The 22,764-nt window shown below is 63.5% G+C and carries 19 protein-coding genes and 1 riboswitch; of the genes, 7 read left to right on the plus strand and 12 right to left on the minus strand.

What is annotated here, in order from left to right; all coding sequences use genetic code 11:
• Positions 1-197 precede the first annotated feature (197 nt).
• The gene (locus tag IFJ82_RS12745; RefSeq protein WP_192264828.1) at positions 198-962 is read left to right on the plus strand and encodes an NADPH-dependent F420 reductase; all 765 of its coding nucleotides are present in this window, start codon (positions 198-200) and stop codon (positions 960-962) included.
• A 27-nt stretch (positions 963-989) separates the two neighbouring features.
• Here IFJ82_RS12745 and IFJ82_RS12750 read toward each other — a convergent pair whose 3' ends face one another.
• Positions 990-1,943 (minus strand): DMT family transporter, encoded by a 954-nt coding sequence (locus IFJ82_RS12750; protein ID WP_003618025.1) that lies wholly within the window; start codon positions 1,941-1,943, stop codon positions 990-992.
• 15 nt (positions 1,944-1,958) lie between these two features.
• A riboswitch (ZMP/ZTP riboswitch) is annotated at positions 1,959-2,044 on the minus strand.
• Between the two features lie 289 nt (positions 2,045-2,333).
• Positions 2,334-2,888: an HdeD family acid-resistance protein gene (locus IFJ82_RS12755; RefSeq protein ID WP_192264830.1), complete on the minus strand. Its 555-nt coding sequence runs from the start codon at positions 2,886-2,888 to the stop codon at positions 2,334-2,336.
• Between the two features lie 353 nt (positions 2,889-3,241).
• On the opposite strand from IFJ82_RS12755, the gene rpsD reads away from it, so the two are divergent.
• From rpsD to IFJ82_RS12775, 4 genes are all read left to right on the plus strand, one after another.
• A complete protein-coding gene (gene rpsD / locus IFJ82_RS12760; RefSeq protein WP_003618022.1) occupies positions 3,242-3,859 on the plus strand; it encodes a 30S ribosomal protein S4 in 618 nt (205 codons plus the stop codon).
• 222 nt (positions 3,860-4,081) lie between these two features.
• On the plus strand, positions 4,082-5,650 hold the full coding sequence (locus IFJ82_RS12765; protein ID WP_040510468.1) for a peptide chain release factor 3: 1,569 nt from the start codon (positions 4,082-4,084) through the stop codon (positions 5,648-5,650).
• 80 nt (positions 5,651-5,730) lie between these two features.
• Positions 5,731-7,101: a cysteine--tRNA ligase gene (gene cysS / locus IFJ82_RS12770; RefSeq protein ID WP_192264832.1), complete on the plus strand. Its 1,371-nt coding sequence runs from the start codon at positions 5,731-5,733 to the stop codon at positions 7,099-7,101.
• On the plus strand, positions 7,098-7,874 hold the full coding sequence (locus tag IFJ82_RS12775; RefSeq protein WP_003618018.1) for an RNA methyltransferase: 777 nt from the start codon (positions 7,098-7,100) through the stop codon (positions 7,872-7,874). Before cysS ends, IFJ82_RS12775 begins: the two co-directional genes overlap by 4 nt.
• Before the next feature lie 197 nt (positions 7,875-8,071).
• Here the strand turns inward: IFJ82_RS12775 and gltX are convergent, their stop codons facing one another.
• The 4 genes from gltX to IFJ82_RS12795 form a co-directional block, all read right to left on the minus strand.
• Complete coding sequence (gltX, locus tag IFJ82_RS12780) at positions 8,072-9,406, minus strand: glutamate--tRNA ligase (protein ID WP_192264834.1); 1,335 nt, start codon at positions 9,404-9,406, stop codon at positions 8,072-8,074.
• An 84-nt stretch (positions 9,407-9,490) separates the two neighbouring features.
• Entirely contained in the window at positions 9,491-9,859 is a 369-nt protein-coding gene (locus IFJ82_RS12785) for a hypothetical protein (RefSeq protein WP_040511575.1), read from the minus strand.
• Between the two features lie 59 nt (positions 9,860-9,918).
• Positions 9,919-11,154, minus strand: coding sequence for a beta/alpha barrel domain-containing protein (locus tag IFJ82_RS12790; protein ID WP_225578667.1), 1,236 nt, complete (start codon positions 11,152-11,154; stop codon positions 9,919-9,921).
• Positions 11,155-11,189: 35 nt separating this feature from the next.
• Entirely contained in the window at positions 11,190-12,593 is a 1,404-nt protein-coding gene (locus IFJ82_RS12795; RefSeq protein WP_062808650.1) for a class II 3-deoxy-7-phosphoheptulonate synthase, read from the minus strand.
• Between the two features lie 333 nt (positions 12,594-12,926).
• On the opposite strand from IFJ82_RS12795, the gene IFJ82_RS12800 reads away from it, so the two are divergent.
• Positions 12,927-13,277 carry a hypothetical protein gene (locus tag IFJ82_RS12800; protein ID WP_003618011.1) on the plus strand — a complete coding sequence of 117 codons (351 nt, stop codon included), beginning with the start codon at positions 12,927-12,929 and terminating at the stop codon, positions 13,275-13,277.
• Positions 13,278-13,325: 48 nt separating this feature from the next.
• Here IFJ82_RS12800 and gorA read toward each other — a convergent pair whose 3' ends face one another.
• Both gorA and IFJ82_RS12810 read right to left on the minus strand, forming a co-directional pair.
• On the minus strand, positions 13,326-14,723 hold the full coding sequence (gorA, locus tag IFJ82_RS12805; protein ID WP_192264835.1) for a glutathione-disulfide reductase: 1,398 nt from the start codon (positions 14,721-14,723) through the stop codon (positions 13,326-13,328).
• Between the two features lie 354 nt (positions 14,724-15,077).
• Positions 15,078-15,956, minus strand: coding sequence for a ferredoxin--NADP reductase (locus IFJ82_RS12810; protein ID WP_003618006.1), 879 nt, complete (start codon positions 15,954-15,956; stop codon positions 15,078-15,080).
• 290 nt (positions 15,957-16,246) lie between these two features.
• Between IFJ82_RS12810 and IFJ82_RS12815 the strand changes: the two genes are divergently transcribed.
• Positions 16,247-18,691, plus strand: coding sequence for a helicase-related protein (locus IFJ82_RS12815; protein ID WP_192264836.1), 2,445 nt, complete (start codon positions 16,247-16,249; stop codon positions 18,689-18,691).
• Positions 18,692-19,141: 450 nt separating this feature from the next.
• Here the strand turns inward: IFJ82_RS12815 and serS are convergent, their stop codons facing one another.
• From serS to scpB, 4 genes are all read right to left on the minus strand, one after another.
• A complete protein-coding gene (gene serS / locus IFJ82_RS12820) occupies positions 19,142-20,419 on the minus strand; it encodes a serine--tRNA ligase (RefSeq protein WP_062808646.1) in 1,278 nt (425 codons plus the stop codon).
• The gene (gene tatC / locus IFJ82_RS12825) at positions 20,419-21,228 is read right to left on the minus strand and encodes a twin-arginine translocase subunit TatC (protein ID WP_003618000.1); all 810 of its coding nucleotides are present in this window, start codon (positions 21,226-21,228) and stop codon (positions 20,419-20,421) included. The genes serS and tatC overlap by 1 nt, the downstream gene beginning before the upstream one ends.
• Positions 21,229-21,239: 11 nt before the next feature.
• Positions 21,240-21,860 (minus strand): Sec-independent protein translocase protein TatB, encoded by a 621-nt coding sequence (gene tatB, locus IFJ82_RS12830; protein WP_003617999.1) that lies wholly within the window; start codon positions 21,858-21,860, stop codon positions 21,240-21,242.
• Between the two features lie 102 nt (positions 21,861-21,962).
• Complete coding sequence (gene scpB / locus IFJ82_RS12835) at positions 21,963-22,727, minus strand: SMC-Scp complex subunit ScpB (protein ID WP_192266537.1); 765 nt, start codon at positions 22,725-22,727, stop codon at positions 21,963-21,965.
• Positions 22,728-22,764 lie beyond the last annotated feature (37 nt).

A 22,764-nucleotide genomic window follows, 5' to 3' on the forward strand; every position in this document is an offset into this window, starting at 1 on the left:
ACCCGCGCCAAAGCACCAACAGCATCCCCCGGCATCGCCCCACCCGCTGGGCCGGGGGACATGATTTTTTCGTTTCAAAGGTATCGCGGCCATCGCATACTCTGCCGGCGCCATGCGCGTCACCCCATGCGGAGCGGGGCTGCGCACCCTCCACCGGCATTTGCATTTCTTCTAACAGGACCAGGTACCCGTTCCTTATGTCTTCTTCCCCGCTGACCCGCCGCATGGCCCTTGGAACGCTTGCCGGGATCGCGACACTGCTATCCCCACTCGCCCGCGCACGGCGGGGCCATGCCACGGCCCCAATGCGGATCGGGATGATCGGATCAGGTCATGTGGGGGAAACGCTGGGTCGTTTATGGACGCATGCAGGCCATCAGGTCATGTTTTCCGCCCGGGGAATGGACGCGCCAAAGCGCCTTGCACGAAAAATGTTTCCCCTTGCCCGGGCCGGGACACCCGCGGATTCGGCGCTGTTTGGCGATGTCATCGTGCTGGCTGTGCCCTATGGCGCGCTGCCGCAACTGGCGCAGACATTGGGACGCAATACCGAGGATAAGGTCATCCTCGACGCCACCAACCCCTATTCCTGGCGTGACGGGGGCATCGCACGGCTGGCGATGCAGCAGGGCGCGGGCATTACCACGCGCGACCTGTTTCCCAACAGTGCGGTTGTCCGCGGCCTCAATTCCGAGGACATGACCACCATCGCCGCCCAGGCATGGCGCAAGCCGCCACGTCTGGGCATCCCGCTGGCGGGCGATTCCCGCGCGGCGCTGGAAACGGTGCAGGGACTGATCTGGGATGCGGGAATGGACCCGGTGATCGTCGGCCCGCTGACCACCGCGCGGGAGTTCCAGCCCGGCGGCCCTGCGTTCGAGGCCGCGACCACAGCAGCGCACCTGCGCGAAATCCTGAACCTGCCCGCCGCGACACAGCCCGACGCCAGCCGCAACGGATAGGCCGCCGCTATCCCCCCGCCTGCCCCGTCAGTTCCTGCCCTGTAACGTAAAGCCGACCAGCCCGCCCATCACGGCCAACAGGCCCGCCCAGGCCAGCAGGTCGGGCGGGGGCATGCCAAGCATGAACATCTCCCCCACAAGGGCAAACCCCACTTCCGCAGCCTGCGTCGCATCCACCGCCGCGATGCGCAGGGCATCGTTCGACAGGTTGCGGGCATAAAGGAACAATGTCGTCGCAAGGCATCCTGCGACCAGCGCGATCACGGCAGTCGCCCCCACCTGCCCCATTCCCGGTGGTGGGGGCCGGAAGGCGACGATCAGCACCATGAAAACCGGCAACGCCCCCAACGTCAGCAGCAGGACAGACGCCACCGGGTCACATAACAGCACAGCCGCGCTGTCCCGCGCATGCCTTGCCCGGTTAAGCAACTGGTTCCCCACGGGATAGGCAATTGCCGCCACCATGACGGGCACAACACCAGCAAGGACCTGCGCCAGCCCCACCCCGGTGGAGACACGTTGCAGGTTCAGGATCACGACCCCGAGGAAGATCAGGCCCAGGAACAGCAGGCCATGCAACGGGACACGTGCGCCAAATGCACGCAGCACGAACGGGGTGGCAAGGATCGTCAACTGCCATGTTGCGGCGACGATCCATCCCGGCGCATGGTCGGCGGCAAAGCAGCAGCAGGCATAGAAAACGCCAAACCCGATTCCGCCCGCCAGAAGCCAGAACCCCAAGCGTGCGCGAAAAAGGCGCAGGACCGCCCCCAGATAGGCAGGACCACGCCGCAGCAGGAGCCACAAGGCCAGCAGCACCGCCATATCGACATAACGCAGCGACGCACTCCATACCCAGTGGCCACCGCCCAGGCTCATGGCACGGTTCAGGACGAACGTAATGGAAAACAGCGCGGCCGCCAGCAGGCCAATCCCCACAAGGCGGGGCATTGTGGGGCCGGATGTCGCAGACATGCACATGCTCCGATCATGACAGGAGAATGCCCAGGCGAGCGGCGCGGAACCATATCCACACTTCCCGGTGGTCAACCCACCTCATGTCGCCAGTCATGCGGACCATCCCAGCGTAGGGTCCGGCCGGTATCGTGTCCATATTCGATTGCGATAAAGTTATGACCCACCGCATATGCCCCATGAAAAAAGCCCCGCCGGATCACCCGGCGGGGCTGTACATCACAGGGCGACAGGAAAACGGCGGGCGGGCGCCACGATAACGGGCTGGCCCCATGCCGGGATCTGCCGGTGATGCTTTTTCCTTCGGAATATAAAACAGTGCGCGGAAATGGCCCGTCGCGATGCGGGTTACAGATCCCGCACGTTACATACCCTGTGCATTACATACCTTGCCCGTTACATACCCTGTCCGGGCGGCAGATAAGCCGCCTGCCGCAGCGCCAGCCCGAACTGCACCCAGCCGATGCCCGCGGCAATCAGTTCGACGGCAATGAACGTGCCAATCAGCCACAGCCCCGACCACGGTAGCATGAGATAGAGCACCACCCCCACCAGAAGGCTGATGACGCCCCCCATCAGGATCATCCACCATCCGCTCAGCCCACGCTGCTGGATCGCCATGATGATGCGTCCGATGCCCGACACCACCAGACAGACCGACAGGAAAATGGTAATGACCATGGAACCGGTGGCAGGTTCCTCCATCATCAGCGTGCCGCCAAGGATATAGAGCGCACCGCCGAGAATCGACATCAGCCGCCCACCCCAGTCCCGCACGACAAAAGCATGCACAAGCTGTACCGTCCCCCCAAGGAACAGCAGCAGCCCCAGCAGGATCGTACTGGCCATCGTGACCGTGATGGCGTCAACCCACGCCACGAACCCAAGCAGAACCAGCACCACCCCAAGGCCGCAAAACAGGCTCCAGCGCTGTGTAAATGGCGTGTCCATCGTGAAAATCCCTCAAATTCCTGAACGCATCATGCGGATCGGTCGCCCAATGGGCGGAAAGCCTGATACATAACAGGCAACCCGGCCATGATGATACCGGCTTTTACACCATCCGCCCCGCGCGGGAATTGACATCACCACGCCGTACCCCTATACGCGCCCGACTGCCGGGAACGTGGACGGACCGGCCGGTGCCTTGGCCATTCAGGGGTTATTGCTCCCCCGGCACCGGTTAATGCGGAACGCGCCCGTCCTGTTCATGGGGAACAGGACCTACCGGTGCCACACCATGGCATGGCAGATCCGGCGCGATGCCGGTCGCCCGCCATGCAGATGAAGAAAGAGAGCGCGCAATGAGCAAGCGCCTTGAGAGCAAGTACAAGATTAACCGTCGCCTTGGCGTCAACCTGTGGGGCCGTGCAAAGTCCCCGGTCAACAAGCGCGAATACGGCCCCGGCCAGCACGGCCAGCGCCGCAAGCAGAAGCCGTCCGACTTCTCCATCCAGCTGATGGCGAAGCAGAAGCTCAAGGGCTATTACGGCAACATCGGCGAAAAGCAGTTCCGCAAGTATTATGACGAAGCCGTCCGTCGCAAGGGCGATACGTCTGAAAACCTGATCGACCTGCTGGAACGTCGCCTGGATGCGGTGGTCTACCGCATGAAGTTCGCGATCACCCCGTTCGCGGCACGTCAGTTCATCAGCCATGGCCACATCACGGTCAACGGTCGCAAGGTCAACATCCCGTCCTATCTGGTGCGTGATGGCGACGTGATCGAAGTGCGTGAAAAGTCCAAGCAACTGGCGATCGTGCTTGACGCAGCGCAGAGCGGCGAACGCGAAGTGCCGGAATACATGGAAGTCGATCATCGCCAGATGAAGGGCACCTTCACCCGCACGGCGAAGCTGTCGGATGTCCCGTATCCGGTCCAGATGGAACCGAACCTGGTCATCGAATTCTACTCTCGCTGATCCACACCCGGAACCGGGCTGTCATGGCGCCGGGCGTGGGGCATTGCCTCCACGTCCGGCGTCCGTGTTTGTGGGCCTTTTCATACTGGGCCCTGTATACTGGGTCCTGTCATACTGGTCCGTCATCGCCTGCCCCGGTTTTCCGTGGCCTGCCGTTCGCGCCCCCGCGGTGCGCGCCCCTGTCGTGCCGTCGCATGGTGCGACGCACGAAGGTATATGCACATGAATGCCGCCGCCGATCCCGTCCCGCCTGCCGCACCCGGCTCCATCGCGCACGAAATCGCACGCCGCCGGACATTCGCCATCATTTCGCATCCCGACGCGGGCAAGACCACGCTGACCGAACGCATCCTGCGCGCGGGTGGCGCGATCCAGATGGCGGGAAACGTGCGGGCCAAGGGCGAACGCCGGCGCACACGTTCGGACTGGATGGGAATCGAACGCGATCGCGGCATTTCGGTCGTGACCTCGGTCATGACATTCGAATATGGCGACTGCATCTTCAACCTGCTCGACACGCCGGGCCATGAAGACTTCTCCGAAGATACCTACCGCACGCTGACGGCAGTTGACGCGGCGGTAATGGTGATCGACGCGGCCAAGGGGATCGAGGCGCGCACGCGCAAGCTGTTCGAGATCTGCCGCCTGCGTGACATTCCCATTGTCACCTTCATCAACAAGATGGACCGCGAGGCACAGGACCCGTTCGCCCTGCTGGACGAGATTTCGTCCTCGCTGGCGCTTGATACCTCGCCCGCGACCTGGCCGGTGGGGCGGGCTGCGAAATTCGTCGGCACCTATGACATCTACCGCCGTGAACTGCACACCACCAGCACACTCGACCCGTCGGACCCACGCATGCTCCAGTTGGCCGAGGAACTTGAACTTGCCCAGGCGGCCTTGCCGGAATTCGACCTCGAAAGCTTCAACGCCGGCCACCTGACGCCCGTATTCTTCGGCAGTGCGATGAAGGAAATCGGCGTGACCGACCTGCTTGACGCGCTGGCCTCGTTCGGGCCGCCGCCGCGCGACCAGGCAACCGAAACCCGCAGCGTCCATGCGGATGAAGAGGCGATGACCGCGCTGGTGTTCAAGATCCAGGCGAACATGGACCCCAACCATCGCGACCGCATGGCGTTCGCGCGCATCTGTTCGGGGCGCCTGCAACGTGGCATGCGGCTCAAGCATGTCCGCATCGGCAAACAGTTCGCCCTGCACACACCACAGTTCTTTTTCGCCCGCGACCGCCAGTTGGCGGAGGAAGCCTTTGCCGGTGACGTGGTGGGCATTCCCAACCACGGCACCCTGCGCATTGGCGACACCCTGACCGAGGGCGAGGACCTGCGGTTCACCGGCGTGCCCTATTTCGCACCGGAAATCCTGCGTCGTGTCCGTCTTGACGATGCGATGAAGGCCAAGAAACTGCGCCAGGCCCTGACGGAACTGGCCGAAGAAGGCGTGGTGCAGCTTTTCCGGCCGCAGGACGGCTCCCCCCCGATTGTCGGCGTGGTCGGCACGCTACAGCTTGATGTGCTTCAGGCGCGGCTGAAGGGGGAATATGGCGTGTCGATCGGTTTCGAATCGACGCCCTATAACCTGGCTCGCTGGGTCACCGGCCCACGCGAACGGCTGGAGACGTTCTGTAGCGTCAACCGCAGCGCCATGGCCGATGATATCGACGGCGATCCGGTCTTCCTTGCCTCTTCGGCGTTCATGATGCGGCGCACGGCGGAAGGGCAACCCGAACTCGCCTTTCACGACATCAAGCAGATCGGCCAGGAAATCGGCTGACGGCCCGCCCACCGCCGCTTTGTTTTCCACCCCACAAGAGTATTGCGTCAGGCCCGTTGTCTGGCGCATCTAGGCGCATCATGTCCGACACAATGCCCCGCCTGAGCCTGCATGACAGCAAAAGCCGCAAGACGGTTGCGTTCACGCCGCTCGACCCTGAAAATGTCCGTGTCTATTACTGCGGGCCGACCGTCTATGACCTTGCGCATATCGGCAACCTGCGCGCGATGGTCACGGCGGACGTGCTGGTGCGCCTGTTGCGCCACCTGTATCCGCACGTCACCTATGTCCGCAACATCACGGACGTGGATGACAAGATCAATGCGCGCGCGCGCGAAAACAACGAACCCATTACGGCCCTGACGGCGCGGACCATCCACGATTTCCATCAGGACCTTGCGGCGGTCTCCATCCTGCCACCCGACATTGAACCGCGCGCCACCCACCATATCGAACAGATGCAGCGCATGATCAGCGAACTGATCGACAATGGCCACGCGTATGAAGCCGAAGGCCATGTCCTGTTTTCTGTGGCGGATTATCCCGATTATGGCGGGCTGTCGGGCCGCAGCGCCGATGACCTGATGGCGGGCGCACGGGTGGACGTCGCGGATTACAAGCGCGCGCCGGGTGATTTCGTGCTATGGAAACCCTCTGACGTGGATACGCCGGGATGGGACAGCCCATGGGGCCGGGGTCGTCCGGGCTGGCACATTGAATGTTCCGCCATGTCGTATCATTACCTTGGCGAAAGTTTCGATATCCATGGTGGTGGGTCGGACCTTTTGTTCCCCCATCATGAAAACGAACGCGCGCAAAGCATGTGCTGCCATCCGCACGGGCGTTTTGCCAACCACTGGGTGCATAATGCGATGCTGCTGGTGGATGGGGAAAAGATGTCGAAGTCCCTCGGCAACTTCCTGACCGTGCGCGATGTACTGCGCGACACCCCGGCAGAGGCGCTGCGCCTGCTGTTGCTGCGGGCGCAGTACCGTTCGGTGCTGAACTTCACACGCGACGGGCTGGACGATGCACGCCAGACGCTCGACCGGTTCTATCGTGCGCTGGCAATGCTGAACGATGGGGACGCAGCCGGGACAACCCCACCGCCGGATGTTTTCGTACGTGCGCTGTGCGAGGATCTTAACACACCCGCGGCCATTGCCGAAATGCATGCCATGGCGGACCGGGCGCTGGCGGGTGATGCGCAGGCCGCGCGCGACCTGCGGGCGGCCGGACAGCTGATCGGGTTGCTGGGCAGTACGCCCGACACATGGTTCCGCGGCGATGCGCAGCTTGACACGGCAAAGATCCAGGCCCTGATCGACGAACGGCTGGCGGCACGCAAGGCACGCGATTTCGCCCGCGCCGACGCCATCCGCGACGAACTGGCGCAACAGGGCATCGCATTGGAAGACGGGCCCGGCGGCACGACATGGAGGACAGCATGACCGGACGTGACGGCGGGGCGGATATCGGCCCCATTGGCAACAGCCCGGTTATCATCCTGGTCCGCCCGCAGATGGCCGAAAATATCGGTACGACCGCACGCGCCATGGCCAATGGCGGGCTGTTCCACATGCGTCTTGTCGCGCCACGTGACGGATGGCCGCAGGAACGGGCCTGGCGCGCGGCCTCTGGCGCGGACCGTATCCTTGAATCCGCGACCGTGTTTGACACGGTTGGGGACGCGGTGGCCGACCTGCACCATGTCTTTGCCACCTGTCCGCGCCCGCGCCATATCGTCAAGCCGGTGATGACCGCACGGGGTGGCGCCGCCGAACTGCGCGCGATCTCGCGCCGGGGGCTGCGTACGGGACTGCTGTTCGGGCCGGAACGCGCGGGCCTTGATAACGAGGACATGGCCCGCGCCGATGCGCTGATCCGCTATCCGCTCAATCCCGCGTTCATGTCGCTGAACCTGGCGCAGGCGGTAATGATCATGGCCTATGAATGGTGGATGACGCAGGACGATACCCCGCCACGTGAGCTGATGACCAACGAAACCCATGTCGCGACCAAGGGGGAACTGGATAATTTCATGCGTCACCTGATCGGTGATCTTGACGAATGCGGGTTCCTGCGAAATGAGCAGAAGCGCCCCGGCATGGTGCGCAACCTGCGTCATTTCTTCGAACGGGGCGAAGTGACCGAACAGGAACTGCGCACGCTGCATGGGGTGGTGACGGAACTGGCGCGCGGGCGCAAGGCGCGGCAGCAGTAATCCGGGATATTGAAACAGAGGATTGGGAAGTAACAAAAGCTTCCGGCGGCCGCCTTGTCTTCAAAAAAGGCGGTGTCCTCCAAAGGTCTCAGAACACCTTATCAAATTTCATGGCCTGATCCCCCGCCATCAGGTTTGGCAAAGGGCAATGTCCCTTGCCAAACCCCGGGGCGGCGGGGCGGTGCCGTGCTTTCTGGCTATCGCGCCGCGATCCGCAGGCGTCCGGCCACGCGGTCATATCCCATCAACGGCAGCAGGTCGCGCATCTCCGGCCCCTTTTCTTCCCCCGTCAGGGCAAGACGCAACGGATGGAACAGGGCCTTGCCCATACGGCCCGTTACCTCTTTCAGGGCAGTGGTCCATGTCTTCCATGTCTGTTCATCCCATGGCTCCGCAGGCAGCAGCTCCACGGCCTTTAGCAGGTAGTCACGCTCCTGCGCCTCCATGACGGGGGGAACGATGGACCCGGCCACCACATCCCACCAGTGGCGCAGTTCGCCAATCATGTCCACATTGCCCCGCACCGCCAGCCAGAAGGCCTCCGTCGCACCTTCGGGCAGGCGTGGGCGCACCTCCTCGAACGGCATGGCGTGCATGATGCGGCGGTTCAGCCCCAGAAGCTGGCGCATGTCGAACCGCGCGGCGGAACGTGAAACGCGCGACAGGTCATAACCTGCCGCCTGATCGGCGAAAGACATCGGTTCCGGGTCATCCGCACTGCCCAGCCGGGCAAGGTAGGAGACAACGGCCGAGGGCTCGATCCCGTCCTGACGCAGGGAACGCAGCGACAGGCCATCGAAACGCTTCGACAGCTTGCCCCCACCTTCATCAAGCAGCAAAGGCAGGTGGGCAAAGCGGAAATGGTCCGCCGCAACCCCCAGGGCCACGGCAATATCAATCTGCACGCCGGTATTGGTAACGTGATCTTCCCCCCGCACCACATGGGTGATGCCGGTTTCGATATCATCCACGACGGAAGCCAGCGTATACAGCACCGTCCCGTCCGCGCGGACCAGCACGGGATCGGAAATCGACGGCAGCTTCACCCGGCTTTCGCCCATCACCATATCATCCCAGCGCACCATGCGGTCCGACAGGCGGAAGCGCCAGTACGGCATCTTCCCATTGGCTTCGGCCTGCGCGCGCTGCTGCGGTGTCAGTTTGAGCATCGCACGGTCATAGATCGGCGGCTTTCGCGCGCGAATCCGTGCCTCACGCTTGGAGGCAAGTTCCTGCTCGCTCTCGAAACACGGATACAGCCGCCCGGTGGCCTTGAGATGTTCAATCGCCAGCGCGTAACGGTCCAGCCGGTCCGACTGTCGCACGAATTCATCCCATTCGATGCCCAGCCATTGCAGGTCCGCCTGCAATGCCGTGACATATTCCTCCTTGGAACGTGCCACGTCGGTATCATCGATACGCAGAAGGAACCGCCCACCATAATGGCGGGCATACAGGGCGTTGGCGATGGCCTGCCGGGCGTTGCCAACATGGATCAGTCCGGTCGGACTGGGCGCAAAACGGAGTTTCATGCGCCCTTTATGCGGTGATCGCGTGGGAAAAACCAGTCACCAGATGCACCATCACACCCAGGACGCGCCATATGGCGAAAGGGCTTAATCCGCGTCGTCGTCCTCTTCCGCCCGGCGGGGGTCAAGCGCACGCCAGTCGCGTTCCATGGCGGATGCACGATGGGCGGCAAAATCGTCGAGTTCATTGGCCGAACGCCAGCCATTTTCACCGGCTTCCAGCACCTCCGCGTCCTCGCCATAGGCAAACCATGCCTGCAGCACTTCTTTGGGCGACAGGCCCGCGCTGCGGCAGCGTTCGATACTGTCACGGACATAGGCACGGGCAAAGGCATTGGCGTGGATCAGGTCGGGGAAACCGTCCACCTCCTCCACGATATTATCCTCCGCACCACCGGACAGGTCGATGATACGCACACGCCAGCCCCCTTCGGGAGCAAATAGGTTTTCCGACACGATCAGGCCTTTCGTTGGAATCAACGGCGAACCGGGGCATGAATGCCCCGCCCCGCCGGTCAGGAATGGCGCACCGTATCGCGCCCGCGCGCATGACGCAGCAGGAATTCCCGCCCGACCTTTACGCGCGGTTCCCCGTCATAGGCGACGATATCGGCCGTGGCATAGGTTTCGGACCAACGATCGGGGATGAACGACCCCGTGCCGATCACATCCACCGGTGCGTGCGCATCCGCCATGCTGAGGCATTTTTCCACGCTGAAGCCCGAAGATGCGACGATGCGCACATGTGGGAAACCCGCAGCGTCCAGCACCTCGCGCATGCGCCAGATCGCGGCGGCCGATACCCCGGTGCCGACGAGATAGCGCAGCTCCTTGTCCGACCGGTAACGCCGGATCGTGCCCGGCGTATTGCGTTCCAGCGCGGCATACGATCCCTGCGGGTCCAGCCCCTCCAGAAAACGGCCACCATGGGTATCCAGACGCACACTCAGCCGTCCCGCCGCCGCAAGATCTGGAAACCGGCGACAGACCTCCAGCGCATCCGTCAATTCCCGCCCGAAATAATCCACCAGCACCACAAGGTCCGAATCGGGATAGACGGTATGGAACATCTCCGCCGCGCGCAGGGTGGACCCGGCATAGCCGATCAGCGCATGCGGCATCGTGCCAAGGCCGAAGGCCGTGTCGAAATAGGGCGCGGTGGCGTCATTGGCCCCGCCGATGAAACCCAGCGCACCTTCGGCCTGCGCCGCCCTGCTGCCGACAGACGCGCCATAGGCCATCTGGACCTGCATCTCATACCCCGCGCAGTGCCGCGCCTCCATCGCCATGAAGCGCACGTTCGGCAGTGCCAGCGCCATCTGGTACGCATTGTGCGCGGCCACACAGACCGGCCCCAACTGTTGCAGCAGCAGGGTTTCAAGATCCGCAAGGTGGGCGAACGACCCCGTGACATAGGCCAGGGGTTCCCCCGCGCCCACCCATGTCCCTTCGGGGAATATCACGTCACACGTGACCGCAATCCCGCGCGCACGGGCGACCTGCATCAGCCAGTCGGTCATCAGCCGCGGGGCGGAGACGACGGGCCGACGCAGGAACAGCGCATAGGTAACGGTGCAGTCCCCGAAATGGGAGACGATTTCACGGGTGCGGTTGAAATAGGCATCGGTGCGCGCCGTTATGGCCGCACCATCCGGCACCCCGTAAAGAGGGGAAGAACATGTCCCGCCCGGCAGGCCGCCATCCCCGTGGCCCTCCCCGGGTGAAGACGCGTCATGGTCGGGACTGGACATGTTTCCTCCGTCAATGCCGCCATTGTGGCGGGGCTTTACTTTTCCCCGGCGGGCACGCGGTGCAGGCGGGTCTTGAGTTCCTCCGCAAGGCGGAACGCCATTTCCAACGACTGCTCGGCATTCAGGCGCGGGTCGCAGAATGTCTCGTACCGTTCGCCAAGGTCATCCTCGGTCAGGCATTGCGCGCCGCCGATGCACTCCGTCACGTTCTGGCCGGTCATTTCGAAATGCACGCCGCCGGGGAAACCGCCCTCGGCCTCGAACACGTCGAAAAAGCCCTTTACTTCCGCCAAGATGGCGTCGAACGAGCGGGTCTTTACCCCATTCGTCGTCGAACTGGTATTGCCGTGCATCGGATCGCACAGCCATGTGACCGTCCGCCCCGTCGCCTGCACCTTGCGCAGAAGCTGCGGCAGGTGGTCGCGCACCTTTGTCGCCCCCATGCGCGAGATGAGCGAGATGCGCCCCGCCTCGTCCGTGGGGTTGAGGATATCGAGCAACTGCTCCAGGTCCTCGATGCCCGTGGTGGGGCCGACCTTGATGCCGATCGGGTTGCGCACGCCACGCAGGAATTCCACATGCGCGCCATCGGGCTGGCGTGTGCGGTCACCGATCCATACGAAATGCGCAGAGCAGTCGTACCATTCCCCCGATGTCGAATCGATACGTGTCATCGCCTGCTCATACCCCAGCAGCAGCGCCTCGTGGGAGGTATAGAACTCCGTCTCGTCAAGCTGGGGGGTTGACGCGGTCGTCAGGCCGCACGCCGCCATGAAGTCCAGTGTTTCGCCAATACGTTCGGCAAGCTGCCCGTACCGCTGCGCCATGGCTGAACGTTCGACGAAACCGAGGTTCCAGCGATGCACCTCATGCAGGTTGGCATAGCCGCCACCCGCGAACGCGCGCAGCAGGTTCATCGTGCCCGCTGACTGGAAATATCCGGTTTCCATGCGCAACGGATCGGGAATGCGCGATTCGGCGGTGAACGCCGCGCCGTTGATATTGTCCCCGCGATAGGACGGCAACGTCACGCCATCACGTGTTTCGGTGTCCGACGAACGCGGCTTTGCATACTGTCCGGCCATACGGCCCAGCTTGATGACCGGGACCTTGGCGCCGAATGTCAGCACGACCGCCATCTGCAACAGCACGCGGAAGGTGTCGCGCACGATGTCGGCGGTGAATTCACTGAAACTTTCGGCACAGGCCCCACCCTGCAGGACGAACGCCTCCCCCCGCGCGGCCTGTGCCAGATGGGATTTCAGGCGGCGCGCTTCACCTGCGAACACCAGCGGCGGGTAACGGCGCAGCCGCTCTTCCACCGCCTCCACCGCCGCGGGATCGGGATAGGTCGGCACCTGCCTGATGGGAAACGACCGCCAGCTTCCGGGCGTCCAGTTCTGCCGCGCGGTGCTGTTTTTCATGTGCGTCGCACTCATGGGTCGTGTCCTGTGTCCTCTGGTCAAAACGATATTCACCCCTGGGCGCGGATCTGCCATCCGCCTGCCTGCCCACAGGGGGTTGCCTTTATGTCTAAAAAACCCCCGCTGGCAAAGCATCTTGTTATGCCGGGGGCATATTCGCTGTTATTATATGTCCCGCATGGCGTTGCCCGATCGCCACATCATGCGGGTCAATGCATCATTGACGGTCGCATTATCGCCCGGTTCGTTCCATATGACACATCAACATGGATGGCCTGCTGCCACGTGACTTACGCCGCGTGGCGGGAATTGGCATTGTAATGGCCGAAAGCGGAAGGAAACCGAACCATGCTCATGTCGCGTGGAAAACTCATGACAGCACTTGCCGCGGGGCTGTGCCTGGTCAGTGTCAGCGCCAACGCCGCCCCCGGATCATCGGACCAGGATTCCGGTTCGGACAACAGCAACGACCGCATGACCGTCCATGGTCAACGCGGCCACCTGCCCCCCGGTTATCAGGATGCGCCGTCGATGGAACTGAACCATGGTCCCGACCCCGACCATGCCGAACATGTCCATCGTGATTCCGTCACCGGGACCGACCTGTCGCGCTTTGGCTCTTCCTATCAGGCCAGCGGCATCAACGGCGACGGGCAGCTTGGTGATTCCACCGGCAATGGCTGGGTCGCGCCACGCTAACTGCCCTTTTGCACATCCGTCAGGTCACAAGGGCCGGACGGATGTCGGCTATGCCGGGGTATGCGGCGTCTCGCGCGTGCGGGTGCGCATGGTCACGAATTCCTCGGCCGAGGTCGGATGAATGCCGATCGTGCGGTCCCAGTCCTGTTTGGTCAGCCCGGCCGTCACCGCAATCGCGAGTCCCTGCATGATTTCCGGCGCGTCATCACCCAGCATGTGCGCCCCCACGACCTTCTGGCTGGCCTGATCCACCACCAGCTTCATCACCGTGCGCTGCGGGCTGCCGCCCAGGGTGTTGCGCATGGGGCGAAAACGGCTGAGATAGATGTCCACCGCGCCATTCCGGGCGGCCTCCTCCTCCGACAGGCCGACGCTGGAGGCGGGCGGGCTGAAGAATACGGCCTTGGGCGTCGTGGCGAATGACCATTCACGCACGCTGTCGGCAAACAGGTGATCCGCAAGGATGTGACCTTCCGCGATCGCAACCGGCGTCAGGTTCAGACGGTTGGTCACATCGCCAATGGCATAGATCCCCTCCACCGAGGTCTGGCTGTGGCGATCCACCACGATCCGGCCGCCCGATACCGTCCTGACCCCGACCTCTTCCAGCCCGAGCTGCGCGACCTTGGGCCGCCGTCCGGTGGCGAAAAAGACGCAGTCCGTCTCGATCGGGTCGCCATGGTTGAGGGTGACGACAAAACCGCCATCCGCACGGCGTTCAATCGCGGTGGGGGTGGTGCCGCGATGCTGCCTGATGCCACGCAGGTCGATGGCCTCGTGCAGGGCGGCGCGCAGGTCGGCATCGAACCCGCGCAATGGCTGGTGCGGGCGGTAGACAAGGTCAACGGTGGACCCCAGCCCCGCAAAGATCCCCGCGAATTCCACCCCGATATACCCCCCACCGACAATGCAGACCCGTTCCGGGCGGCGTGGCAGGTGAAAGGCCTGATCGGAGGTGATGGCATGTTCAATGCCGGGAAGATCGGGGACGAACGGCGTTGATCCCACCGCGATCACGATCCGTCGTGCCGTAATGCGACGCGGGGCGACATCGGGATCAAGCGTGGACGGACCGATGGAAAGGGTATGCGCATCCTCCAGCCGGGCATGGCCGGTAAATAACCGCACACCGGCATTTTCCAGCATGGAGACATAAATGCCATTCAGACGCGAGATCTCACGGTCCTTGGCGGCGATCAGCGCAGCCCAGTCATGATGCCCCGGCTGCGTATCCCAGCCGAATCCGTGGCTGTCGCGCACATCCGCACCATATGTGCTGGCCTGCACCATCAGCTTCTTTGGCACGCAGCCAAGATTGACGCAGGTGCCACCCCAATGGCTGCTTTCGGCCACGCCGACACGCGCCCCATGGGATGCGGCGATACGCGCGCACCGCACCCCACCGGACCCCGCGCCAATCACAAACAGATCAAAATCATACGCCATGGAAACCGCCGCATCCCGTTACCTGAAAAGACCGATCCGGGGGAAAGCCCCCGGAAACATCCTGTCATCATCAGGAAAGTCTTTGGTGAAATTTTTCCCGGAAAACCCCTCGAAAGACGCCACCGGTTTTCAGGGCCGGGACCAGATCCGAAAACATGTTTTTCATCCGGGACGTTTTTTAACACAGCCCCAGCCATGGCCGGGTTTTACGGCCGGGCACACAACACGCGCCCGCCCGCGCCGCCGGAGAGCACCGGAGTGCACCATGGCATCACAGGATGCCCGGCCATAACCACGACCATTCCCGCCCCCAGATCGCATGCGACGGGCAGGAAGGTCGCGGCCTGCGTTCAATCAACGTTCAGCAAATGCCTTTTCAACGACATAGGCGCCAGGGCGGGAGTTATTACCCTCGTCAAAGCCGCGTTCCTGAAGCATTTTCTCCGTATCCGCCAGCATCTCCGGCGAACCGCAGATCATGACGCGGTCATGTTCGGGGTCCAGTTCGGGGATATTGAGATCCGTGAAGATCTTGCCCGTCTCGACCAGCTTGGTGATGCGATCGGTCACGGCGAACGGCTCACGCGTGACGGCGGGGTAATACAGCAGCTTGCCCGACACATCCTCGCCAAGGAACTCGTGCTGCGGCAGTTCATGGCGGATATGGTTGGAATAGGCCAGCTCGCCCGAGACACGGACCGTATGGCTCAGGATCACATGCTCATACCGCTCATAGCATTCCGGGTCCTTGATAAGGCTCATGAACGGGGCAAGGCCCGTGCCCGTGGACAGGAAATACAGGTTGCGGCCCGGACGCAGGTTATCCAGCAACAGCGTCCCCACCGGCTTGCGCCCGATCAGGACCTTGTCCCCCACCTTCACATGACGCAGGCGCGAGGTCAGCGGGCCATCGGGCACGGCAATGGACAGGAATTCGAGGTTGTCCTCGTAATTCGCGCTGGCGATGCTGTAGGCACGCAACAGCGGCTTTCCCTCAACCTCGATCCCGATCATCGCGAACTGCCCGTTTTCAAAACGCAGGGCGGGGTCACGCGTCGTGGTGAAGGAAAACAGGCGATCGGTCCAGTGATGGACCGTCAACACCGTTTCCGCGTTCAGGTGGCCATATTCCTTGACCGGCGGGGCAAGGTGATAAACACCCGGCTGCCCCTCCACCGGCGCCAGTCCGGACGGGACAGCATCAGCGGCGGGCGTGATCAACGTATCCGACATAAGGTCATTATTCTCCCGACTGACGCGGACGCGCGACAGGTTCCCCTGTCATATGCGTCCGGCGACAATTTTTCCAAGGCGGGAATGTTTAGGCTTCTGACGCGTTGTGTTCCAGCATAAACCTGCATAAATCGCCGCGAAGGAAGCAGAATTGCGTCTGATGCGACCCAGCCGCCGTCATGCAATGGACGGTTTTCGCCCCACCCGACGCGGGCCAGGGTGCGAATTGAGTGCCCTTCGCCGTGTTCGGGACATTGTCGTGCGGCCCCGGATGACGCACATAGGCAGGCATGACATCTGATCTTCCCGCCCGTGCGGCGCCTGCCCTGATCGCCATGGACGCGGCCATCGCGGCCACCGGCCTGAATGTGGAAACCCGCGAACGCCAGAAGCTGGAGCGCATCATCGCGCGCCTGCTGCAACCGGGGGCGGAACATATCGACGCGGACACGTTCCGCACGGCGCTGTGTACATTGCGGCGCAAGCCGTGGGGATCGCGCCTGATGGACATGACCCGCCGCGCGGGGCAGGTCTGGGTCACGCGTGCCGATGCCGAAAGCGCGGCCAGCACACTTGACGACCCCGAACCCGACGACGCCCGCCTGCTGGCCGCGCTGCGCCCGGTGCTGCGCGCGCGCCTGCGCGATCAGGGCGACAGCGCGCGCGCGGCGGTGGACAACGTGCGCACCGACCTGTTCGATGGCACGGGGCGTATTCTGGCGGCGGCGGAACTGCGCACGCTCGCACTTGCGGCGGCGGACGCCTTCGACCTGCCTGATGCCAACGCCTTCGCGCGTGAGGTGGAGGACGCCGACACCCGCACCCGCAACCGGCGCGAGGAAATCGAACAGACCGCCCGCGCCCGCCGCAAGGAGGAAGTCCAGCGCCTGCGGGAGTGGGAGACGCAGCTTGTCCCCTTTGCCGAGGTGCCCGGCCTGCTGCGCTGCTCCCACCGTGAGGCGCTGCGCTGGATTGCGGAAAAGCGCCTGCCGGTCGCACGCCGCGTGCCACAAAGGGATGGGCAGGAACGGTGGGAGTTCGATCCCGCCGAACTGATCGCCCTGCGCCCGCAGGTGCAGGCATGGCGGCATGACCATACCGAACGCGGCACCCCCACGCCGCTGGCCCCCGACCTGGGCGACCGGCGCGTGGGCAATGCCGTGATCGCACAGGTTGCTGCCCTTGACCGCTATGCCGCGCATTTCACCACCGCACGTGCGCTGAAACGCCGCATCACGCTGGTGACAGGCCCGACCAACAGCGGCAAGTCACATACCGCGCTTGATGCACTCGCACGTGCGGAAAGCGGGCTGGCACTCGCGCCATTACGGTTGCTGGCGCATGAATTCCGCGAATCCCTGACCGCGCGCGGCGTGCCCACCTCGCTCGCCACTGGCGAGGAACGGATCGACGTCCCCGGCAGCCGCCACCTTGCCGCCACGGTGGAAATGTGTCCGCTGAACAATCCCGTCGATGTCGCCATCATCGACGAGGCACAGATGCTGACCGATCCAGACCGTGGGGCGGCATGGACAGCGGCCATCATGGGGGCACCGGCACGGCACCTGTTCATCCTTGGCGCACCGGATTGCATCCCCATGGTCCGGCGCATTGCCGAACTGTGTGGCGACCCGGTGGACGAAGTGCATCTGGAACGCAAAAGCCCGCTTGTCGCCGCCGACATGCCGGTGCGTATCCAGGACCTGCAACCCCATGACGCGCTGATTGCTTTTTCCCGGCGCGAGGTCCTGGACCTGCGTGCGCTGCTGCTTGCGCATGGCAGGCGCGTGGCCGTGGTCTATGGCGCGCTCAGCCCCGAAGTGCGCCGTGCGGAAGCCCAGCGCTTCAACCGGGGGGAGGCCGACATCCTGATCGCGACGGATGCGATCGGCATGGGGCTGAACCTGACCATCCGCCGCGTGGTCTTTGCCGCGCTGCGCAAGTTCGACGGCACGCAGACGCGCGATCTCAATGCGCAGGAAGTCAAGCAGATCGGCGGTCGTGCCGGACGATTTGGCAAGCATGAAAAGGGCATCGTCTCGGTGCTGGAGGGGGTCGGCAGCCCGTCCTTCATTCATGCCATGCTGGCCGCCCCACCGGCCCAGCTTGACGACCTGCGGCCACAGGTGCAGCCCGACGCGGATATCGTACAGGCGGTCGCCGCCGAAATCGGTTCCGACAGCCTGTTCGGCGTGCTGGTGCGCATCCGCCGCGCCGTCCTGCGCCGCGATGACCCGAATTACCGGCTGGCCAATATGGAACAGGCCTTCGCCATCGCAACAGCCCTCGAAGGGGTGGAGGGGCTGACGCTGGCGCAACGCTGGGTCTATGCGATGTGCCCGGTCGATGACCGCGACAATGGCATACAGCGCCTGGTGGGATGGGCTGCGGACCACGCGGCGGGCCATGCCGTGCCGCCACCGGGCACCGGCCGCCTGCCACCTGCCGAACGGGCGGAACGCAGCGAACTGGAACGCGCGGAAAAACGCCACAAACGGTTGGTGGCATGGCGGTGGCTGGCGCTACGCTTTCCCGATGCCTATCCCGACCGGGAGAATGCGGAAATCGCGACCACGCGCCTTAATGACTGGATCGAGGAGGTCTTGCGTCAGCAAAGTACGCGCACACGCGCCGAACTGCCGCAGATGCCCCCCCGTCGCCGTCACCACGACCGCACGGATCGCAGCCCCCGCGCCGACGAGCGCCCACGTGGCAGGCCACGGCGCAGGAAATAAGCGCCCACAGGCGGCGCCATCAACATATGAGACATAGCGCAGGGCGTGTGCTCCCTGCACCGTGATCCGTTCAGAGACTGTTTGAAAACAAGAAAAATTCTTGGATGCTGTCTTTTTTCAAAAAGGCAGCGTCTTTCGAAGCTTTTTAGAAAAAGCTTCACCAAAAACTTTTATAATTTCAGTATGTTATCGAGGCTGACTTTTTACACAGTCGCTCATAAGGCCCTGTCTGAAAACAGCCCATTGAGACGAAACGGGACATCTTCAGACATTAACTTTTATCTTTTGAAAATATGCTGACTTGCAAAGCTTTTTTTAAAAAAGCTCTGTCAAGAACTCGCATCATTCCCATGGGGTATCGGGACAAACTTTTTACCCCCCGTACACAAGGGCACAACCATCGGAGGGGGCAGGGGCAGCCTCCTGCGGATCGCTGCCCCATCACACAGCTTATTTCACGCCAGCCCTGATGATGTCCGTCCCCCCCATATAGGGCCGCAGCACCTCCGGCACCGTGATGGAGCCATCTTCATTCTGTCCGTTTTCCATCACCGCGATCAGGGTGCGCCCGACCGCCAGCCCCGAACCATTGAGCGTATGGACAAAAGCGGGTTTCCCGTCCGCCGCACGGTAACGGGCATTCATGCGGCGTGCCTGAAAATCACGGGTGGTCGAACATGACGAGATTTCACGCCACGCCTTCTGCCCCGGCAGCCATGCTTCAAGGTCAAAGGTACGGGCCGCGCCGAAACCGGTATCCCCCGCACATAGCAGCATCCGGCGATAGGGCACGCCCAGACGTTCAAGCACCATTTCCGCACAGCGGGTCATGCGCTCATGTTCCGCCTCGCTATCTTCGGGTGCGGTAATGGACACCATTTCCACCTTCTGGAACTGGTGCTGACGCAGCATGCCGCGCGTATCGCGCCCTGCCGCCCCGGCCTCGCTACGAAAGCATGAGGACAGGGCCACCATGCGACGCGGCAGTGTATCGGCGGACAGGATTTCCCCCGCGACCGAGGCCGTCAGCGGCACTTCCGCCGTGGGCACCAGCCAGCGGCCATCGGTCGTGCGAAAGGACTGGTCCGCGAATTTCGGCAGCTTGTCAGTGCCATACATCGCCTCGTCATTCACCAGCACGGGGACGGCAGTCTCGTCATACCCGTTTTCACGTGTATGCAGGTCCAGCATGAACTGTCCCAACGCGCGCTCCATCCGCGCCAGCGCACCACGCAGGACCACGAACCGCGCGCCCGACAGGCGTGAGGCGGTTTCGAAATCCATCAGACCCAGCGCCTCGCCAAGTTCGAAATGCTCCTTTGCGGGAAAGCCCATCTCCCGCACGGTGCCCCAGGTGTGACACACGACATTGGCGCTTTCGTCCCGGCCATCGGGCACACCCGCATCAAGGCGGTTGGGCAGGCATTCCAACGTCCCGCGCAGTTTCGTATCCAGATCGGCCACCTGCGTGGACAGTTCCTCCATCCGGTCGCGCAGGGCGGCGGATTTCGCCTCCACCGCCGAACTGTCGGCCCCGGTGCGGCGCAGGGCGCCAACTTCCTTCGACAGGGTCTTGCGCTGGGCCTGACATTCCTGCAACGCGGTTTCGGCGGCACGGCGGTCGCGATCCAGTTCAAGCAGAACGTGCGCAACGGGGGCTTCGCCCCGCCGGGTCAGGTCGGCGTCGAACGCGTCGGGGTCGGCGCGAAGGGCGCGCAGGTCATGCATCAGGAATCCTCCTCGGTCTCGTCCACGCGACGGGGGGCGACCATGCGCGCGCAGACGATGGAAATTTCATAAAGCCCGATCATCGGCACCGCCAGACCGGTCTGGGTAATCACGTCGGGCGGCGTCAGGACAGCGGCAATCACGAATGCCCCGACATAGGCATAACGCCGCACCCGCGCCAGCCCGTCCGCCGTCACCAGCCCCACCCGCGCCAGCAACGTCAGTACGACCGGCAGTTCGAAGGCGGTGCCGAACGCCAGAATCAGCTTCATCACCAGCGACAGGTATTCAGACACCTTGGCCTGCAACTGGATTGCGATGCCATCCGCCCCATGGCCGCCCGCATTCTGGAACGAGAGGAAGAATTTCCATGCGGCGGGAAAGACGAAATAATATGCCAGCGACGCGCCCAGCGCGAACATCACCGGGGTCGCGACCAGAAACGGCGCAAAGGCGCGCTTTTCACTGCGATACAGGCCCGGCGCGATGAAGATCCATGCCTGTATGGCGATCATGGGAAAGGACAGGCAGGCCGCGCCAAAGAACGCCACCTTCATATAGGTAAAGAACGCTTCCGCCAGCGCGGTATAGATCAGGTGCGGCTGTTCGCCCTGCTGGCGCATGATGTCCGCAAGCGGCCGCGCGAGGAACATGTAAAGCTGGGTCGAATAATAATAACAGACCGCGAAACAGACCGCGAAGGTCGCGACCGACCACAACAGGCGTCGCCTGAGTTCCACAAGGTGCTCAAGCAGTGGCATGGGCTGGTCATCAAGCTTATCGTCGTTCAGCGTCGTATCCCCCGGCATGGGCCAGACATTCAGGAACTGGTCGTATCGGCCGCGCGCGCCGGGGCGACGCGGTGGCCCGCATGGATCACGCGCACCGGCGGCAGGAACGCGGGCGGGTGCAGGCGCGCGCGTTCATCGGCAATCCGGCGCGCGACCTGTGGCGGCACGAAATCCGGCGCGGGCGGACCGGCCATTACGGGCCATGTGACAGGATCATCATGCAATGACGCGATGCCCGGCACCGCTGTTGGCGCGCGATAACGCGATGGCATCGCAACCTCGTCCATCGGCGGATATGTCGCATCCCCACCTGTCGGCGGCGGGGTGATGGTGGGGGCGGACAACGCCGTCCCGGCGTCGAGTGGCCGGTCATCAAGCGCGCGGCGCAAACTGCCATCACCATCGACCGCGCGCATGATCTGGTCACGCACATTCATCCTGCGCAGGCGGCCAAGCTGGTCACGTGCCTCCGTCAGGTCGGCCTCGCGCACCATTTCATCGACATGGGTCTGGAATTCGGCCGCCATCTTGCGCGCCTTCTTGATCAGGCCCGTTACCGTGCGGATGGCCACCGGCATGTCCTTCGGCCCGATCAGCAACAGGCCCACCGCCCCGATCAGGGCAAATTCAGACCACGCGAAATCGAACATGACACCCTGCCCTCTCCTGCCGCGCAGGCAGTAAAACCACCTGCCGGGACCAGCATCCCACCAACCCGTCGCACTGCGTGCATAAACCTGTCCGCAGACCTATCACGCATCGGGCGGGGCGCAAACCGCATCATCGGACACGGCCTCCGCATGCGCCGCATCCCCTGCCACACCCCCTGTTGTATCCCCTGTTATATCCCCGGCCGCACCGGGCTGCTCCGGCTGCATGTCGTCGGGCAACGCCCCCACCGCATCCGGCTGCCCAAAGATATCGGCGCTCCCCTGCCCCTCGTCGATGGCACCAGACGATGGCAGGTCGGGCACATCCACCAGCAGTTCCTCCCGGCGCGGCAGGTCACGCAGGTCACGCAACCCGAAATGCCGCAAGAACCCGGACGATGTCCCCCACAGGATCGGCCGCCCCGGCACCTCCTTGCGCCCCAGCGGCATGACCAGTTCGGCCTCCAGCAGGGTATCAAGCACCTGCTGGCTCAGCGACACGCCACGTATCCCCTCGATCTCAGCGCGGGTGCAGGGCTGGTGATAGGCGATGATCGCCAGCGTTTCCATGGTGGAGCGGGCCAGCCTGCGCGGACGGCGCAGAACCCGCGTCAGGCGTGGCGCAAGGTCGGCCGCGGTGCGGAACTGCCACCCGCCCGCGACCGCCACCGGCATGACGCCGCGCCCCTCATACAGCGCCAGCAACGCATCAAGCGTCGCACGGGTATAGGCGGCAAGATCGTCCACACCGGCAGGGATATCGCCCTGCGTTTCCAGCAGTTCCGCAATGGCGCGTTCACTGACCGGTTCGGCGCGTGCGAAAATCAGTGCCTCCACCAGACGTACGGACATGTCCGACACCACCATCCCCGCCGCCACAGCCGGGCTGTCCCCGCCTTCGCGC

The organism is Novacetimonas hansenii (assembly GCF_014843995.1).
In the GTDB taxonomy this organism is placed as follows: Bacteria; Pseudomonadota; Alphaproteobacteria; order Acetobacterales; family Acetobacteraceae; genus Novacetimonas; species Novacetimonas hansenii.

Coding starts and splice junctions, on each gene's coding strand:
- IFJ82_RS12745 (WP_192264828.1), top strand. CDS start 198: ATGTCTTCTTCCCCGCTGACCCGCCGCATGGCCCTTGGAACGCTTGCC.
- IFJ82_RS12750 (WP_003618025.1), bottom strand. CDS start 1,943: ATGTGCATGTCTGCGACATCCGGCCCCACAATGCCCCGCCTTGTGGGG.
- IFJ82_RS12755 (WP_192264830.1), bottom strand. CDS start 2,888: ATGGACACGCCATTTACACAGCGCTGGAGCCTGTTTTGCGGCCTTGGG.
- rpsD (WP_003618022.1), top strand. CDS start 3,242: ATGAGCAAGCGCCTTGAGAGCAAGTACAAGATTAACCGTCGCCTTGGC.
- IFJ82_RS12765 (WP_040510468.1), top strand. CDS start 4,082: ATGAATGCCGCCGCCGATCCCGTCCCGCCTGCCGCACCCGGCTCCATC.
- cysS (WP_192264832.1), top strand. CDS start 5,731: ATGTCCGACACAATGCCCCGCCTGAGCCTGCATGACAGCAAAAGCCGC.
- IFJ82_RS12775 (WP_003618018.1), top strand. CDS start 7,098: ATGACCGGACGTGACGGCGGGGCGGATATCGGCCCCATTGGCAACAGC.
- gltX (WP_192264834.1), bottom strand. CDS start 9,406: ATGAAACTCCGTTTTGCGCCCAGTCCGACCGGACTGATCCATGTTGGC.
- IFJ82_RS12790 (WP_225578667.1), bottom strand. CDS start 11,154: ATGTCCAGTCCCGACCATGACGCGTCTTCACCCGGGGAGGGCCACGGG.
- IFJ82_RS12795 (WP_062808650.1), bottom strand. CDS start 12,593: ATGAGTGCGACGCACATGAAAAACAGCACCGCGCGGCAGAACTGGACG.
- IFJ82_RS12800 (WP_003618011.1), top strand. CDS start 12,927: ATGCTCATGTCGCGTGGAAAACTCATGACAGCACTTGCCGCGGGGCTG.
- gorA (WP_192264835.1), bottom strand. CDS start 14,723: ATGGCGTATGATTTTGATCTGTTTGTGATTGGCGCGGGGTCCGGTGGG.
- IFJ82_RS12810 (WP_003618006.1), bottom strand. CDS start 15,956: ATGTCGGATACGTTGATCACGCCCGCCGCTGATGCTGTCCCGTCCGGA.
- IFJ82_RS12815 (WP_192264836.1), top strand. CDS start 16,247: ATGACATCTGATCTTCCCGCCCGTGCGGCGCCTGCCCTGATCGCCATG.
- serS (WP_062808646.1), bottom strand. CDS start 20,419: ATGCATGACCTGCGCGCCCTTCGCGCCGACCCCGACGCGTTCGACGCC.
- tatC (WP_003618000.1), bottom strand. CDS start 21,228: ATGCCGGGGGATACGACGCTGAACGACGATAAGCTTGATGACCAGCCC.
- tatB (WP_003617999.1), bottom strand. CDS start 21,860: ATGTTCGATTTCGCGTGGTCTGAATTTGCCCTGATCGGGGCGGTGGGC.
- scpB (WP_192266537.1), bottom strand. CDS start 22,727: ATGGTGGTGTCGGACATGTCCGTACGTCTGGTGGAGGCACTGATTTTC.